Annotated in this window: 14 protein-coding genes; 4 read left to right on the top strand and 10 right to left on the bottom strand. The window is 69.1% G+C overall.

All coding sequences use genetic code 11. The annotated features are described in order from the left end of the window. Positions 1 to 26 precede the first annotated feature (26 nt). From INTCA_RS13495 to INTCA_RS13465, 7 genes are all read right to left on the bottom strand, one after another. Positions 27 to 629: a hypothetical protein gene (locus INTCA_RS13495; protein WP_013493486.1), complete on the bottom strand. Its 603-nt coding sequence runs from the start codon at positions 627 to 629 to the stop codon at positions 27 to 29. Next, a complete protein-coding gene (locus tag INTCA_RS13490; RefSeq protein ID WP_013493485.1) occupies positions 626 to 1597 on the bottom strand; it encodes an ABC transporter permease in 972 nt (323 codons plus the stop codon). Before INTCA_RS13490 ends, INTCA_RS13495 begins: the two co-directional genes overlap by 4 nt. Then, positions 1590 to 2486, bottom strand: coding sequence for an ABC transporter permease (locus tag INTCA_RS13485; RefSeq protein ID WP_013493484.1), 897 nt, complete (start codon positions 2484 to 2486; stop codon positions 1590 to 1592). Before INTCA_RS13485 ends, INTCA_RS13490 begins: the two co-directional genes overlap by 8 nt. Continuing rightward, complete coding sequence (locus INTCA_RS13480) at positions 2483 to 3220, bottom strand: ABC transporter ATP-binding protein (protein ID WP_013493483.1); 738 nt, start codon at positions 3218 to 3220, stop codon at positions 2483 to 2485. Before INTCA_RS13480 ends, INTCA_RS13485 begins: the two co-directional genes overlap by 4 nt. Then, positions 3217 to 3486: an ATP-binding protein gene (locus INTCA_RS20660; RefSeq protein ID WP_425311125.1), complete on the bottom strand. Its 270-nt coding sequence runs from the start codon at positions 3484 to 3486 to the stop codon at positions 3217 to 3219. The genes INTCA_RS13480 and INTCA_RS20660 overlap by 4 nt, the downstream gene beginning before the upstream one ends. Further along, positions 3479 to 3721 (bottom strand): histidine kinase, encoded by a 243-nt coding sequence (locus INTCA_RS20350; RefSeq protein WP_244859831.1) that lies wholly within the window; start codon positions 3719 to 3721, stop codon positions 3479 to 3481. The genes INTCA_RS20660 and INTCA_RS20350 overlap by 8 nt, the downstream gene beginning before the upstream one ends. A gap of 142 nt (positions 3722 to 3863) precedes the next feature. Continuing rightward, positions 3864 to 5240, bottom strand: coding sequence for an FAD-binding oxidoreductase (locus tag INTCA_RS13465; protein WP_013493482.1), 1377 nt, complete (start codon positions 5238 to 5240; stop codon positions 3864 to 3866). 152 nt (positions 5241 to 5392) lie between these two features. Between INTCA_RS13465 and INTCA_RS20490 the strand changes: the two genes are divergently transcribed. Beyond that, entirely contained in the window at positions 5393 to 8329 is a 2937-nt protein-coding gene (locus tag INTCA_RS20490) for an ATP-binding protein (protein ID WP_013493481.1), read from the top strand. Positions 8330 to 8339: 10 nt separating this feature from the next. On the opposite strand, the gene INTCA_RS13455 is transcribed toward INTCA_RS20490, so the two are convergent. Next, a complete protein-coding gene (locus INTCA_RS13455; protein ID WP_013493480.1) occupies positions 8340 to 8609 on the bottom strand; it encodes a DUF4242 domain-containing protein in 270 nt (89 codons plus the stop codon). Between the two features lie 177 nt (positions 8610 to 8786). On the opposite strand from INTCA_RS13455, the gene INTCA_RS20655 reads away from it, so the two are divergent. Beyond that, the gene (locus INTCA_RS20655) at positions 8787 to 9281 is read left to right on the top strand and encodes a hypothetical protein (protein ID WP_041307738.1); all 495 of its coding nucleotides are present in this window, start codon (positions 8787 to 8789) and stop codon (positions 9279 to 9281) included. Between the two features lie 226 nt (positions 9282 to 9507). Here the strand turns inward: INTCA_RS20655 and INTCA_RS13445 are convergent, their stop codons facing one another. Then, positions 9508 to 10737 carry an alkaline phosphatase PhoX gene (locus INTCA_RS13445; RefSeq protein ID WP_013493478.1) on the bottom strand — a complete coding sequence of 410 codons (1230 nt, stop codon included), beginning with the start codon at positions 10735 to 10737 and terminating at the stop codon, positions 9508 to 9510. Between the two features lie 339 nt (positions 10738 to 11076). Here INTCA_RS13445 and INTCA_RS13440 point away from each other — a divergent pair, with 339 nt between their 5' ends. Next, positions 11077 to 12933, top strand: coding sequence for a sialidase family protein (locus INTCA_RS13440; protein ID WP_013493477.1), 1857 nt, complete (start codon positions 11077 to 11079; stop codon positions 12931 to 12933). Positions 12934 to 13294: 361 nt separating this feature from the next. Continuing rightward, positions 13295 to 14830, top strand: coding sequence for a PKD domain-containing protein (locus INTCA_RS13435; protein WP_013493476.1), 1536 nt, complete (start codon positions 13295 to 13297; stop codon positions 14828 to 14830). 176 nt (positions 14831 to 15006) lie between these two features. Here INTCA_RS13435 and INTCA_RS13430 read toward each other — a convergent pair whose 3' ends face one another. Next, positions 15007 to 15930, bottom strand: coding sequence for a cation diffusion facilitator family transporter (locus INTCA_RS13430; RefSeq protein ID WP_013493475.1), 924 nt, complete (start codon positions 15928 to 15930; stop codon positions 15007 to 15009). Position 15931: the final 1 nt, after the last annotated feature.

The raw sequence follows: 15931 nt of genomic DNA, 5'->3' as shown, positions 1-15931 counted from the left end.
TCCTGGGATGAGTTGCTGGCCCGCTGTCAGTCGGACTTCTCGCCGGTCCCGACGGACTTCGTCGCCGTGCCGGTGGCAATCTTCGCACCGGAGGCGCTGACCTGGATCGTGAAGTCGACCTGGTTGGTCGAGCTCCGGTAGATGCTGAACTGGTTCTCCGGGTAGTGCCCGGGGCCGGTCTCGTTGTCGAAGTAGATCGTCTGCTCCGTACCGGCGGCCACCGTCAGCCCGTCGAGCTTCTGGTAGTAGCCCTCCTTGGTGCCCGTGGTGAGGTCGGTCATCTCGTAGTAGATCTCGAACCCGGTCAGCGGCTTGGTCCCGGTGTTCTTCAGGGTGATCTCCAGGCGGTCGCTGATCGCCTTCTTCGTGCTCGGGTCGACGTTGTCCTCGACGGCCGCGTAGGTGATCTGCAGGGTGGGGTCGGTGGCGGTGTTCGCGATGGGGTTCGCGGTGACTGGGAGTACCACGGACGTGCCGCCGGCAGTCGACCCTGCCGTCGGCGCCGTGGAGGCCGAAGCCGCCGCTGTGCCGGGCCCCGGGGGACTCGTGGAGGTGGAGGCGCAACCCGTGAGGGCTGCTGCGGTGAGCAGGACGGACACGCCGGCGATGGTGAGCGTGGTGCGGTTCATGAGTTCCTCCTGAGGAGCGTCTTGCGGGTGGTGGTGAGCAGGGCGAGGCCGACCGCAGCGGCGGAGGCCAGGACGAGGGAGAGGGAGTAGGTCAGGGTCTCGCGTGCGACGGCGGCGATGGGCAGCTGGTTGAAGGTGTCCTTGATCCCGAGGAAGGCGAACGAGAGCCGCTCGAAGTGCTTGGTGACGGACGTGACCTCCAGGCCGTTGCGCACGGTGTCGTAGCCCGTGAAGTGGGCCAGCACGGCCTTCTCGTCCGGCTTGGCGATCTGCAGGCTCTTGAACAGCCCACCGGGCACCTGGTTGTCCGGATCCATGGTGTCGCCGATCTGCGGGATGATCAGGACCACGACGAGCCACAGGACCAGGACGGCGATCAGGCCGGTGCTCAGGTGCTTGGTCGAGGAGGCGAGTGCCATGGCCAGGGCGCTCCAGAGCAGCAGGTAGGCCCACGCCACGGCGGCGGCGATCAACAGCCGTCCGATGTCGACCGGTTGCAGCGGGGCCCGGCCGACGACCAGGAGCACACCGGTGATGACGGAGAAGACGACTGCGACCGCGACCAGCCAGGTGAGCCCCAGAGCGAGCACCTTGCCGCCGGCGACCGAGTAGCGTCGGACGGGCCGGCTGAAGAGGAGCTGGATGGTGGCGCGCTGCTTCTCCTTGGCGACCATGCCGTAGCCGACGACGATGGCGAAGAGCCCGCCGATCAGCTCGATGTACTCGATGCTCCCGCGCAGCAGCTGGAGCGGGAACAGCTGCGGGGCGGCCGGGGCGACCGTGCTCCCGCTGGCCTTGAGTGCGTCGACGTACTGGTGGTACTCGTCGAGCTTGATCCGGAACTGGGCGGCCCCGACGATCACCGAGAGGGTGGCGGCGACGAGGATGAAGCCGAGCAGCAGGGCCATGAACCGGTTGCGGCGCAGGTCGAGCAGCTCCTTGCGGGCGACGACGAGGGTGTCAGTCACGGAGGTCTCTTCTCAGGTGGTCGCGCTTGGTCGCCAGCAGCACCAGGAGGCCGGCCGCGAGGGCGGTGACGATCGCGGTCGCGGCGAGCCCGAGGCTGCTGGAGCCTCCGGTTCCGAGGGCCGCGCCGCTGAGGGTCTTGAACTGCTCGCCCAGGGCGAGCGGGCCGACGATCTGTTGGACGAGGGCGAATGCGCCGCCCTGGACGGGGACCGCGGCCACCGGGTTGAGCAGGGACACTGGGAGTGCTGCCGTGCCGAGCTGGGGCAGGACGAACGTGATCACGCTCCAGCCGACGATCGGCAGCAGGAGCGCTGAGGTCTCGCGCCGGCTGTGGATGCCACTGAGCATCCCGACGACGACGAAGACGAGGAGGAACACCCAGGCCAGGCCGAAGAACGAGGCGAGCCGGACGGTGTCTCCGGCGCCGAGGGCGGCCCGGGCGATCAGGGCGATGCTCGCCCAGGTGAGCACCGCTGCTGCGGTGAGGATCGTGGCGAGCCAGATCGCCATGCCCGTGAGCTTGGCTCCGAGGTGGACGGCCACGTCGACCGGCCGGCTCAGGACGAGGTCCGTCGTCCGCGACTTCCGGCTCCGCAGTGTCGAGCTGACGCCCAGGACGATCGCGAGGAGCGCGCCGATGAGGATCACGTAGATCACCACGTTCGTCACGTAGCTCAGCGAGGCGGCGTGCGCGAAGGGGTTGGGTGCTGTGGTCAGGCCCGCCGCCCTGGTGGTCTCCCACACGCTTGTCACCGTGCGATGGGTGAGCCAGCCGATGAGGCTGGAGACGGACACCATGCCGAGGAAGACGACCAGGAGCACCTGCGGCATCCGCTCGCGGCGGGCGCTGAGCACCTCCTGTTGCAGGGTGGCCCTGAAGCCGGTCATGCGACCCTCGGTGAGTCGAGGTGCAGGTAGATGTCCTCCAGCGAGGACTCGTCGGGGAAGGCGCCAATGGTCGCCTCGAGCGAGTCGTGGTAGCGCAGCTCACCGGCTGTGAGCACGCCGATGCTGGTGCAGGTCTTCGTCACCTCGGACAGCAGGTGGGTGTTCATGAAGATCGTCATGCCGAGGTCCCGGTTGAGCCCGACGATGATCTCGCGGAGCTTGCGGACCCCTTGGGGGTCCAGCCCCGAGGTGGGCTCGTCCAGGAACAGCACGGCGGGCTCGTGCAGGATCGCCTGGGCGATGCCGACCCGCTGACGCATGCCCTTGGAGAATGTGCCCAGGCGCTCGTTCTCGTGCCCGGTGAAGTCGAGGTACTCCAAGACCTGGCCGATCCGGGCGTCGGGCCTGCGCAGCCCAGAGAGCCGACCGAAGTAGCGCACGTTCTCCAGGGTCGTGAGGTTGTCGTAGAACTGCACGTTCTCCGGCAGGTAGCCGATGATGCGGCGCACCCCGTCGGGGTTGCGCCTGCCGTCCTGCCCGCCGATGACCATCTGACCGCCGGTGGGCTGGAGCAGGGTCGTCAGGAGATTGACGGTCGTCGTCTTGCCGGCGCCGTTGTGCCCGAGGAGGCCGAAGACCTCACCGGCGCGGACCTCGAGGTCCAGGCCGACCAGGGCCGTCTTGTCGCCGTAGGACTTGCAGAGCCCTGTCGTTCTGATCGCGATGTCACTCATGGCCCCGACGCTACGAACAGCCACCTGAGACCAGCGTGAGAGCCCTCATCCCTTCCACAGGGAAGGCGCAGCTCGAACAGGGCGCCGTCCGACGTGTCCTGCATCACATGCAGGGACCCGCCGCGAGCCAGTGACGTCTCACGGTTGATCGCCAGCCCCAGGCCGCTGCCGCCGCGATCGCGGGCCCTGGCGTCGTCGAGGTGGGTGAATCGCTCGAAGATGCGCTCGCGGTCCTCCGGCGGCACTCCCGGCTCGTCATCACGCACCCGCACCACGGCCCAGGCGCCCTCGGCCGCCAACGCGACGTGCCCTCGAACGCGCGTGCCGCGCCGCGTTCTCGAGGAGGTTTCGCACGACGCGGGCCAGCTGCGGTCCGTCTCCGCGCACTCGCACGGCGGGCAGGGGGTCAACTGCGATGTCGAGGACGAGGTCGGTGTGGCGGCGCAGCGTCTCGACCGCGTCGTGCGCGACGTCGTCGAGGTCCACCTCGTTTTGGGCCACAGGGACATGACCGTCCAGCCGGGCGAGCACGAGCAGCTTCCGTGTGAACTAAGTCCATCAAGCCACTCAACGTCTCCACCGCGAGGGGCGGCGATGCGTCAGCCGACCCGAGGTGGCGGCTGCGGAATGGTGGACTCGCGACTCATTCCGACGGAGCGATGTTCTGGTTGAGGTGGAACAGGTTCTTCGGGTCATAGGTGTTCTTGACGAGGGCGAGGCGCTCGTAGTTCGGCCCGTAGTTGGCCTGGATGCGGCTCTGGTCGTCCTGCGCCATGAAGTTGATGTAGCCGCCGGCGCTGGTGTGGGGCTCGAGTGCCGCGTGGTAGTCGCGAACCCACCTAGTGTTGGCCTCGTTGTCTGCCGGGTCCGGCCACATGCCCGCGATCACGGGGGCAAATTTCGCATCGCGATAGGCGAACGCGGTCGCATCTGCGGCGACGTCCTGGACCGCCCCGTCGATCGGGTAGAGGTGCATCGTGGACTGCATCGCCGGCACGTTCGGGCCATGTTCCAGGTGCGCGGCGATGGCGCCGTCGGTGAGCTCGGGGAGGAACGCGGCCTTCCAGTAGTGCTGGAGGCCGGCGGGCAACAAGCCGTCGAACGCGGAGTTGAGTGCAGGGTAGGGCATCCGGCCGACGTGTTCGGCGACCGGCGTTCCGACCGCACGCAGCTCCTGGAGCAGCGCCTCCGCGTCCTCGTCACTGCCGTTGAAGCAGGACACCAGCAGCGCGAACGGCTCGCCGACCCGGTCCTCGGGTACGAAGGGAAGCGGTGGGGCGATCTGGAACGCAGGGAAGGCTCCCATGGCGCGGGGGGCGGCGGCGATCCACTCGCGATAGGTCTTGAGCAGGGCCTCGGCGTTCTCGAGCTCGAAGAACATCGGGCCGCCGTAGATCGTGTCGACCGGGTGAAGGTCGAACTCCAGCTCGGTCACCACCCCGAAGTTCCCGCCACCGCCGCGCAGCGCCCAGAACAGGTCGGCGTGCTCGTTCTCGCTCGCGGTCACGAAGCTGCCATCGGCAAGGACGACGTCGACCGAGCGAAGGTTGTCGATGGAGAGTCCGTGCGCACGGGCGAGGTAGCCGATACCCCCGCCGAGGGTGAGGCCGGCCACTCCGGTGGTCGAGATGATCCCGCCCGTGGTTGCCAGGCCGAAGGCGTGCGCAGCATGGTCGAAGTCCCCCCAGGTGCAGCCTCCTTGTACTCGGGCGGTCCGCTTGCTCGGGTCGATGCGGATCCCCTTCATGCGGCTGAGGTCGAGGACGATGCCGTCGTCCACCGTCCCGAACCCTGGAACGCTGTGCCCCCCCGCCCGGATGGCGAGGTCGAGGCCGCTCTCCCGTGCCGCTGCGACCGCGACACGCACGTCGGCGACATCGACGGCGCGCACGACGGCGAGGGGGTGGCGGTCGATCATGCCGTTGTAGACAGAGCGCGCCTGTTCGTAATCGGGGGAGTGCGCCGTGACAACCGAGCCACGTGCTGCCTCGAGGATGCTGAGTGCCGGTGTGCCGTTCATGGCCGCTCCTGGTTGGGGGTCGGGCTCTGCTGGTGCAATCGAGGCTACGGAGAGCCGGGCCTGGGCGCCTGACCTGATCTGACCCAATGCGGCAGCCGAGAGGGTCAGATCTGACTATCTGTCGAAGAGGTTGATCCGGATAGAGTCGAAAGGTGATCGTGACCGCCTCGCTGGGCTCAGCGACCGGGCCCGGGCCAAGTGGTACAGCCTTCGTCGGCCGCCACGCTGAGATCGAACGTCTGGAGGCGGTCTGGGCAGCGGTCGAGGACGACCGACGGCAACTGGTCTTCGTAGGTGGTGAGCCGGGGGTCGGCAAGACCCGGCTGGTGGCGGAGGCCGCGAAGGCGCTGCGCGAGCATGGGGCCACGGTGCTCTGGGGTGCCTGCCGGGAGGACCTCGACATCCCCTACCGGCCGTTCATCGCGATCCTGGAGCAGGCGCTCGGCCAGGCGACCCCCGCAGCGCTCGCAGAGATTCCGCCGTCGGCGGCGGCCCCGCTCCTCAGGCTGACCGCCAAGGCCGCCCACCACTGGCCACAGTCGCCACAACCCGCTCCCGGCGACCCCGAGTCCCGGCCGGTCCTCTTCGACGCGGTGCTGCGCGTCCTGTTGGCGGTGGCCGAGCGTGGGCCGCTGGTGCTGGTTCTCGAAGACCTGCACTGGGCACAGGAGCCGACCCTGGCGTTGCTCTCCCACATGGCCGAGTCGACCGCGGGGGAGCAGCTGCTCGTGCTGGCCACGCGTCGGACCACGGCCCCGGACCGCACTGACGCCGTCACCTATGCGATCGCGGACCTGCACCGTCTTGACGGAGTCGAGCGGATCGACCTGGTCGGGCTCTCCACCGAGGACGTGGCGGAGTACCTGTTGCGCCAGACCGGCGTGTCGCGGGCCTCGGTCCGGGCGGCCGCCCCGGTGCTGCGGGACCACACCGGGGGCAATCCGTTCTTCCTCCAGGAGTACTGGCACGACCTCCAGACCCGCGGAGGGCTGGAGGCCATGCGCTCCGGATTCGCCCAGGCGCCACGTTCGGTCCAGGACGCGCTGGAGCGTCGGCTGGCCGCCTTCAGCGCGGAGCACGCGCGTGTCGTCGAGCTGGCAGCAGTTGCAGGCGACCAGATTGATCCCTCGGTCCTGGTCCAGGCTGATGACCTGGACTCGGCGGTGGTTCTCGAGGGGCTGGACTTCGGGGTCCGGGCCGGCCTTCTCGGCACAGACCCGGACGGTGGGGGTTTCCGGTTCGCGCACGCGCTGGCCCGGCAGGCCGTGCTCGATCGGATGTCCTCCACTGGTCGCGCGGCTGCCCACGCGCGGGTCGCGGAGGTTCTCGAGGGCCGGATGGCTGAGGACGATCCGGGACTGGTCGCCCAGCTGGCGCATCACTACCTCCAGGCCAAAGCGCTCGGACACGGGGACAAGGCGGTGCACTACCTGGTGCTGGCGGCTGAGCAGGCGGTGCGCAGCATCGCCCCGGGTGAGGCCGCGGCGCTCTACGAGCGGGCAGCGCAGCTGCACGCCGCCCAAGGCCCGCCCCGGGTGGAGCTGCTCCTGACCGCGGCCCGTTGTTACATGCACGCCGGCGACTTCACGACCGCCCGACGGCTGTACGCCGACCTGGCTTCGAGCAAGAGCCCGCGAACCCGGCTGCTGGCCGCGATTGGTCACGAGGACGCCTCCGCCCGGCCCGGGGTCAACGGCCAGCCGTCGCTGGTGATGCTCAGCGAGGCTCTTGAGGGCGCCGCCCTGGACCGCAGTGACCCGCTGTACGTGCGCGCTCTCGCGAGCATGGGCAGAGCGTCCGCGTTCACGGGTGACTCGCAACGGGCTCGAGTGTGGGGAGAGGATGCGCTGGCGCTGGCCCGCGCGGACGGGGACGCGGAGCTGGTCGCTCACGCGCTCGGTCGGACCCTGTGGCAGGGGATGACCCCTCAGCTGGCGCCCGAGCTGCTGGCCAGGGCAGTCGAGCTGTACGAGATCGGCTCCCGTCTCGGGGACGCCGACCATCTCGGTCCGGCCGCGTTCTATCGCTCCGTCTTCGCCTACATCGTGGGGGACGAGCCTGCTTGGACCAGTGCTCAGCGCGACCTCACCGAGCTTGCTCTGTCCCGCGGACAGCCGTTCTTCCGGTACGTCGCCGGGTGCAGCCGGTACGCCCATCGGTACGCGGTAGGAGACTATGCGGCGGCCGAGCGCATTGTGGCCTGGCTGGAACAGTTCAACCAGGAGTTCGACGGCGCTACCGAGGGATCCTGGGGAGTGCAACAGTTCATGCTGCGGCGTGTCACCGGCCGCCTGGCACAGGTGCGCCCGTTCCTGACCGGCAAGGAGCATCTCGACGGTCACTGGCTCCCAGGTCTCTTGGCGCTGTATACCGAGCTGGAGATGTGGCCGGCGGCGGCCCCTCTGCTGAGCCACCTGTGTGACCAGATCCAGGACCATCGGACCGGTGCTCAGTGGGGCGGCGTCCTGGCGTTCATGACCGAGGCGGCGGTGAAGCTCGACGACGTGTCCACCGCCCGGGTGCTACGGCCGCTGCTGGCCAGACACGCCGACGGGAATCTCATGGCCGGGCAGTTCGTCGCGGTCTTCGGGAGCGCCGATCGCCGTCTGGGCGAGCTGGACTCGCTGCTGGGTGCGTCGAGCGCTGACCTTCATTTTGAGCGCGCCCTGGCCATGGACAGGCGGATGGGGGCGGTCACCCACCAAGCCGAGACACTGGCCGCCTGGAGCCGTCACCGGGCCCGGGTCTCAGGCACGACGGCCGGGCCGTCGGCCGCCGGGCTCGCCGACGAGGCGGGTGCGCTGGCACGGCGAATCGGTCATTGGGCCGTCCTTCGCGACCTCGACACCGTCCCGGCGCCCGACGCGGTACACCCACCTCTTCCCAACGGCCTGACCGAGCGGGAGGTGGATGTTCTCCGTCTGGTCGCCGAGGGCCTGTCCAACCGCGAGATCGGCGAACGGCTGTTCCTCAGCGCGAACACGGCCGCGAACCACGTCCGCAGCATCCTGGGCAAGACCGCTGCCCCCAACCGCACCAAGGCTGCGATCTTCGCCACTGAGCACGGTCTGCTCCGTTCGGGGCGATGACCAGGTCCAGCTACATCGGTGTGAACGACCCGTCCGGAGAGATCGTCCCGGAGAGCTCCATGATGGTGTCGGCGGGGAGGCCCGCCCGGACGGCGGCCGCCCGGATCGCCTCGATGTTGTCCGCCTCGTACAGGCAGAAGGTCTTGCGCTTGTCGGCCGAGAGGAACGAGGAGAGCCAGCGCACCCCGGAGTCGTCGTTGATGGCGTTGATCTCCACGGCGGTCTCCGGGGGGACGTCCAGCTGCTCGGCGAACTGGCGCTCCACCATGAAGACCGGCATGGGTATTCCTCTCGAGGGGGTTCGGTGGCGCCCCAACCACCACCGACCTGTACGACGGTCCGGAATTTCAACCTACCCACGCAGGCGTCCCGATGCAGCGGTTCAGCAGAAACCGCCCTCGCCCCACGTGGACCCGCGTGTGCGATCTTCGGGAGCGAGCGGATCCTGCCGGCGACGGTGAGTTTCGTCGACATCGCCGGGCTGGTCCGCGGCGCCAGCGTGGGGGAGGGGCTCGAGGAAGGCAGGATGTTGTATGCCGCTGGGCTCGCTTCCGGGGTCGACCTGGCCGAGGCGAGGGGGCTGGGTCTGCTGACGACGAAGCCCTTCATCTACATGTTCAACCTCGACGAGGACCAGCTCGCCGACGCGGACCTCAAGACGGAGCTCGCGGCGTCGGTCGCCCCGGCGGACGGTTCTGGGGGTAGTCAGTTGGTGCCGGAGGAGGCCAGCTATCTCTCCTTGCCGAGAAGAAGTCCCCTGGACCTCTTGTCACTGGCCTGTGACGCCGTCGTAGCCGGCGCCAAGCGGACAGTGCTCAGCGCGACTTCTACGCCACGCTGCAGCGAGAGTGCACGACAGGGAAAACGGTCTCATCCGATCACCTTCTCCCGGCCGATTGGGACTGGAAGCGCCTCGCCGCTGAACAGGCTGTCGCATGGCGGCGCGAGATGAAACGGCTGGTGATCCGCCTCGTCGCGATGTCACCCAGGAGCGGCCACCTCGCCGTCGCCGAACTCCGGAACCATCGGATCAAGGCGCTCGTCCGGGCGGAGAGCTTCAACGTGTGATCACGGGTTGTCATCCGCGACGTGGAACGCGACGTGGGGCCGTCCCCCCGGACGGCCCCACGTGTGGCGCCACGGCGCCGGCTTTCCCTTGGCTGGGCAGACCCGCTGCGTCAGCGGCGGGTGATCTTCCACGTGCCGTCGGCCAGCGGCTTGGTCGGATGCTGGATGTTGAAGTAGAGCGTCTTCGGGTCCGTGCCGAAGTAGATGCCGGAGATCTCCGCTCCCGGGTCCACGGCTGAGGCGAAGAGCTCGACCCGATCGGCCTGCCCGTCGCCGTCGGTGTCCGGCTGGGTGGCCCAGATGTCGCTGGGCACGTTGTCCTCGACGATCCAGAGGCGGCCGTCGCCGCTCTTGGCCAGGTTGTCGGGCGAGTTGAAGCCGGTCACGCCGGCGCTGCGGTTCTCCGTCGGGACGTTGTCGCCGGCGTGGACGAAGGTGTTGAGGACGCTCTTGGCCAGGTCGATCTCGACGACGCGGTCCTCGGTCGTGTTGGCGACATAGACCTTCTGGCCGATGATCTCGACGTCCTCGGGACGCCCGAACTCGGACGCGCTGACGGCATCGGCTGCCACGTTTGCGTCGAGGACGACCTGGTCCATGTCGAGGGCGACCCACTCGAAGGCGCCTGACTTGGCGAGGTACGACGATGCGTTCCACAGCTGTTCGGCATCCGAGAGGCCGCTGACCTTCAGGGCGTAGAGCTGCCCGTCGGACAGGTCACCACGGGTGGTCGGCACGAACTTGAAGATCGAGCCGCCGTTCAGCTCGTCGATGACGAAGACGGTGCCGTCGGCCATCGCACCGATGCCTTCGTGGCGCAGGATGCCCACCTCGGGGCGCGCCACCCACTCCATCGGCGCGAAGGGGTTCTTCGGGTCGAAGAAGCCCTCGAAGAGGCGTCCGCCCGCAGTCTCCTCCGCGAACAGGACCGTGCCCCAAGGGGTCCACTCAATGCCGTCGAGACGCTTGAACCCCGCGTCCTGGGCGACGACACGGGCCTCGCCGGTCCGCAGGTCGACGACGGACACAGCCCCGTTGGAGCCCACCTCGTGCGTACGGATGAGGTAGCGTCCGGCGTCCGGGCCGGTCTCGTTGTGGACGTTCATGTCGGTCAGGTCGTCGGCGCCGCCGCCGTAGATGTCCAGCACGGTCTCGTCTGCGACGAGCTGCTGGGTGAAGCCGGCCGGCGCGACGAGCGGCTGCCCCCAAGCCGCGCTCTGCTGGGTGTAGGCGGAGCCGTCGATCGGCTCGAAGGCGAATGGGCCGTTCGCGGCGACCGCGGGACCGGCCACGCTGAGCGTGGCGACGGCGGCGGCCGCGACGGTGAGGTGCTTCTTCACACGATCCTCCAAGGTCTGCGTCGTGATGACACCCGCACCTTCTCGGCGTCCGGTGAACCGGGGGCAACCCAGGTCTGGCCGGTTTGAGTCGGGGACGCCAACGCTTGAGACCGCCGCGGGCGGACCGCGGTCCGCACGCACGCCGGACCGGGAGGCGGGCGCGGTTGACGACCTGCCGAGCTCGACGCCGGCCGCTTCGTCTTGCCGACCCGCGTGGATCGTCGCACGATGTGATGGCGACCACTGTGCCCGGGGACGGGCCGGGGCCACCGGCCACCGCCCCCAGGATTCTGGGGCATGGCGCGCCGCGCATGTTGTCCCATTCTCTCTAGGAGTGTCATGCGCAACCACTTCAGAACGTCCCTCGCGGCGGCGGCGACTGCTGCGTCCTTGTTGGTGGCGGGGGCGGCGTTCGCCGACCCGGTCACCCCTGGCGGCTCGACGGAAGTGACCGTCGGCAGCAACGACAACCTGTTCTCGCAGAACAAGCAGAACGAGCCCGGCCTCGCGGTCAACCCGGTTGACACGAACATCCTCGTGGCGGGGGCCAACGACAACATCGACATGGAGGCGTGCAACGCCGGCGACGACCGGACGTGTCCCTTCACCGCGGGCGTCGGCGTCTCCGGCGTCCAGTTCTCCAACGACGCCGGCAGGACGTGGGTCCAGCCGGACTACACCGGCTTCTCGGCCCGCGTCGCCCCCAGCTGCCTCGGGCAGCCCGACATCTCAGTGGGTGTGCCGCCGGCAGGCGACACTGGCTGCCAGCCGGACCCCGAAGGCCCCATCGGGACGCTGCCCTGGTACTACGAGAACGGGATGGTCTCCAACGGCGACCCCGAGCTCGTCTTCGGGCCTGTCCCGGCGGACGATGGCAGCTTCTCGTGGGAGAACGGGCAGCGCCTGTACTACGCCAACATCGCGACGAACTTCCCGGGCAACCCGGGGTTCCTCGGCGCAGGCGCGATCGCGGTCTCGCGGACGGACGACGTCGCCGCGGCCATGGCCGGCGACAAGGACGCCTGGATGCCGCCCGTCGTCGTGACGCGGCAGAACTCGGCGCTCTTCAGCGACAAGGAGCAGCTCTGGGCGGACAACGCCGCGAGCAGCCCGCACTTCGGCAATGTCTACGTCTGCAACGTCGGGTTCCGGGGCGCGGCCGGCTCGGAGCCGGTCCTCTTCGCCCGCTCCACCGACGGTGGCGCCCGGTGGACGACGCGCCAGATCACGGCGGCCACCAACACCTGGCAGACCGGTGGGCGCCAGGGCTGCGGCATCCGGACCGACAGCCGGGGCGTCGTCTACGTCATGTGGGTCGGCACGGACATCCAGACGCGCGGCGACGTCTTCTTCCAGGCCCGTTCGTTCGACGGCGGCGCCAACTTCGAGCGGCCGCGAGCCGTCCTCGACGTCCATGGCCTTGGCCAGTTCGACCCGGCCCAAGGACGGTTCACCATCGACGGCATCGCCGGAGCCCGGACGATCAACTTCCCGAGCCTCGACATCGCCAACGGGGCACCCAGCGGCGCGGACGCGACCGACGACATCGTGGTCACCTGGGCCGACGACCGGCAAGGGACCAACGAGGAACGTGCCTTCGTCAGCGTCTCGACCGACGGCGGAGAGTCGTACTCCGGGGCCGAGGCGGTGAGCACACCCGGCGATCGGGCGAACTTCCCGGCCGTCGCGGTCTCACCGGACGGCACCGACGTCTGGCTCGTCTACAACGCCTGGCTCGACCCGTGGCGCACCAACACGACGGAACCCCGGCGCGTCCTCGGAGTGGTGATGCACGCCGAGATGGCCCCGGACACAGGAGCCCTCACGTCGTGGACGACCGAGCTGCGAGGCCCGGAGGGCGACGGCCGCGCGTCGAGCGCCAACGCCCTGACGGCAGAGTTCCTCGGCGACTACAACTACGCAGTTGCCACCCGGGACTACGGGGCAGCGGTCTGGAACGACATGCGGGACGGCGTGGTCTGCCCGGAGATCAACGCATACCGCCAGGCCTTCGTCGATGACGTCACCGGCGCGAACGCGGAGCCGATCGTGGCCGACCGGCCGAGGGACCGCGCATCGGCCGCGGAGCTCCCGGCGAGCCACTCGCTCGCCTTGCGTCCGGGCCCGAACAACGCGTGCGACCCGGCCTTCGGCAACTCGAGCATCTACGGAGGCACCTTCAGCGACGACAGCTGAGCGGCCCTGACCGCCCTGGTGCAGCCGGAGCGGCAGGCAGGAACGCGACGACCCGGAGGTTCTCAGTCGAGACCTCCGGGTCGTGCGTGCCGTGGCCTTCCGCACGGTGGACGACACGCAAAAGGGTCGTATGCCGCTGAGTTCCCTCCCAGCGCAAGGCAGATCCGCGATTCGCGAGACAGGAGCGGCTCAGGTCGGCATCCTGAGGAGGGGCCATCGTCGAGGATCGGGGGATCCGGGGCCCGCCAAAGGGGGTTGGCGCCGTGGGGACGGCGCCTGGACGGAACGATTTCCGATGTCTCACCTCGTGCCAGCGTGTCCGCTCCGTGGCTCGAGGGATCACGTCCTTCAAGGGGGAACCATGAAGAGCTCAATCCGTGCTGCCCTGCGCCCTCGGCGCCAGCCCGCAGCACTCCTGGCCGGCTTGGCCCTGGCTGCCACGTCTGCCGTCGCCGTACCCACGGCCGCCTCCGCGGCCAACTCGGTGACCGTCATCTCCAACCCGGATGCCTACGTCTGCAGCGAGGCGGGCTACATCGGGTTCGAGGACCTCCCCGACAGCACCAATCTCTCGGCCGGTGCGATCGGCGGGGTGCAGTTCACGACCACGGCCGGATACAGCTGGCTCGTGGGCGATTTCGCCACCGGCGGCTACAACGGCAAGTACCCCTCTGGCCAGTACACCAGCCACGGCACGCACTGGGCGTGGCTCGGCGTCGACCAGGGCGCCGGCCGGATCGACTTCCTCAACGGGCCCGCCTCGACTTTCAGCCTCCTCGCAAGCACCAACACGCCCGTCGTTCTGGAGGCTTACGACTCGTCCGCTGCACTGCTGGAGTCAACCGCCTCGAGTGGCACCAACCTCGGCACGGGAACGATGGCCGAGCTGAAGATCACCCGGGCCTCGGCCGACATCGCCTACGTCGTGGTCCATGACACCGGCAACTACTTCGAGGTCGATGACATCTGCACCGACGCTCCCGGCGTCAACCCGCCGTCGAACACGGCACCCGACGTCGCCGCCGACAACGCCGTGGTGGCCGTCGACGAGGCGTCCGCTGCAGGGAACACGGGCACGTTCTCGGACGTCGACGAGGACGCGGTCAGTCTCTCCGCCTCGGTCGGCTCGGTCCTTGAGAGCGGACCGGGCACCTGGGCCTGGAGCTACACGCCGAGCGACGGCCCGGTCGACAGCCAGACCGTGACGATCACCGCGGCCGACGGCACCGACACGAGCACAGTCACGTTCGACCTGCAGGTGTCCAACGTCGCCCCGACGATCACCTCCTTGACCCCGAGTGCGACCACGGTCGTCACGGGTCAGCCGGTCACCTTCGTCGGTCAGGCCACCGACCCGTCTGGGCCCGACACCGCGGCCGGGTTCTCCTGGTCGTTCAACGGCGGCGCCTATGGGACCTCGAACGCGTTCACCACCGCATACGCCACGTGCGGCAGCAACGACGTGACCGCGCTCGCCAAGGACAAGGACAACGGCGTCTCCGCTCCGTTCACCTCGTCCGCTGTCATGGCGCTGGACAGTGAGTTCCTGCCACCGCTGCAGTCCGGCACCTTCAACAAGGTCAGAGGGGGCCAAGTCGTGCCGGTCAAGATCAGCGTCGGGTGTGACGGGGTGCTGGCCTCCGGGCTGTCCCCGGCCATCCAGCTGCTGTCCGGCGACGTGGATCCTTCCACTGACCCCGGCGACGGCTCCGTCGACGTGGTCACCGAGTCCGTCTCCTCAGCGGACACCTCGGGTGTCATGCGCGCCGCAGACGGGCAGTACATCTACAACCTGCGCATCCCCGCCGGCGCCTCGGGCGCGAAGTACACCGTCCGGGTCCGTCCCACCGGCACGGCCGCAGGCGGCGCCCGCTACATCGCCATCCAGCTCCGCTGAGGCCACCCGTTCCGTCGGTGAGGTCGATGCATCGTCCACCTCACCGACGGGACGTCCCCCTCGACGCCCATGACCAGCAGGGCGTCAGTGTGGCGAGTAGGAAGGTCCACGCGGGTTGCAGACCGAGTCGGCCGTCAGCGACGGGGACGGCAGCAACCGTCCGCGAGCCGATGGTCCTACCAGTCGAGCTCGTGGCACTCGCGGCTGCGGGCGGGCTCGACCTGCAGCGTGGCGTGGAGGACTCCGTGTTCGTCGCGCAGCACCGCCTTGGCGCTCTCGAGGATGTCCTGCGTCGGCGCGCCTTCGTCGGCGACGAGGTGAGCGGTGGCCACGAGCATCCCCGAGGTCAGGGTCCACAGGTGCAGGTCGTGCACGTCGTGCACGCCGGGGATGCCTGCAAGGTCGGCAGTGACGCGCTCGACGTCGATGCTGTCGGGGACCTTCTGGCCGAGAACGTCGAGGACCTGACGCCCGAGCAGCACTGCGCGCACGGCGACGAAGACTCCGATGGCCAGGGCGGCCACGGTGTCCCAGATGACATTGCCCGTCGTGGCGATGAGCCAGCCGGCCACGAGCACGCCGCCCGATCCGGCGGCGTCGGCCATCACTTCCAGGTAGGCGCCCTTGACGTTGAGGGATTCGGTGGAACCGCCGCGCAGCAGGAGGAGGGCAGCGAGGTTGACGCCCAGTCCGATGGCGCCGACGACCAGCATGGGGCCGCCCTGCAGCTCGACCGGGTCGCCGATGCGCTGGACCGCTTCGACGACGACGTAGGCCGAGACGCCGAGCATGAGCAGGACAGCGAGCCCGGAGGCGAAGATCTCGGAGCGGTACGAGCCGTAGGTTCGACGGCCGGTGGAGTCAGGGCGAGCGGCCAGGCTCGTGGCAATGAGTGCGGCACCGAGGGCCACGACGTCGGCTGCCATGTGGCCGGCGTCGGAGAGCAGGGCCAATGACTGGGTGATCCAGCCGACGACGAGCTCGACGCCGAAGAACCCCGCGGTGAGCACGAAGGCGAGGCGCAACCGCCAGCGGTGGCGGCGACCCGCGTGCCCCGGGGTCGCGTGCGCACCGTGTCCGTGCCCGTGGCGCGTGCTCATC

It is taken from the genome of Intrasporangium calvum DSM 43043 (assembly GCF_000184685.1).
Classification (GTDB): domain Bacteria; phylum Actinomycetota; class Actinomycetes; order Actinomycetales; family Dermatophilaceae; genus Intrasporangium; species Intrasporangium calvum.
This window is presented reverse-complemented; position numbering and strand designations above follow the sequence as displayed.

Bases quoted from the DNA above. Each gene is read 5' to 3' on its own strand.
- INTCA_RS13495 (WP_013493486.1), bottom strand. From the start codon at position 629: ATGAACCGCACCACGCTCACCATCGCCGGCGTGTCCGTCCTGCTCACC.
- INTCA_RS13485 (WP_013493484.1), bottom strand. From the start codon at position 2,486: ATGACCGGCTTCAGGGCCACCCTGCAACAGGAGGTGCTCAGCGCCCGC.
- INTCA_RS13480 (WP_013493483.1), bottom strand. From the start codon at position 3,220: ATGAGTGACATCGCGATCAGAACGACAGGGCTCTGCAAGTCCTACGGC.
- INTCA_RS13465 (WP_013493482.1), bottom strand. From the start codon at position 5,240: ATGAACGGCACACCGGCACTCAGCATCCTCGAGGCAGCACGTGGCTCG.
- INTCA_RS13455 (WP_013493480.1), bottom strand. From the start codon at position 8,609: ATGCCGGTCTTCATGGTGGAGCGCCAGTTCGCCGAGCAGCTGGACGTC.
- INTCA_RS13440 (WP_013493477.1), top strand. From the start codon at position 11,077: ATGCGCAACCACTTCAGAACGTCCCTCGCGGCGGCGGCGACTGCTGCG.
- INTCA_RS13435 (WP_013493476.1), top strand. From the start codon at position 13,295: ATGAAGAGCTCAATCCGTGCTGCCCTGCGCCCTCGGCGCCAGCCCGCA.
- INTCA_RS13430 (WP_013493475.1), bottom strand. From the start codon at position 15,930: ATGAGCACGCGCCACGGGCACGGACACGGTGCGCACGCGACCCCGGGG.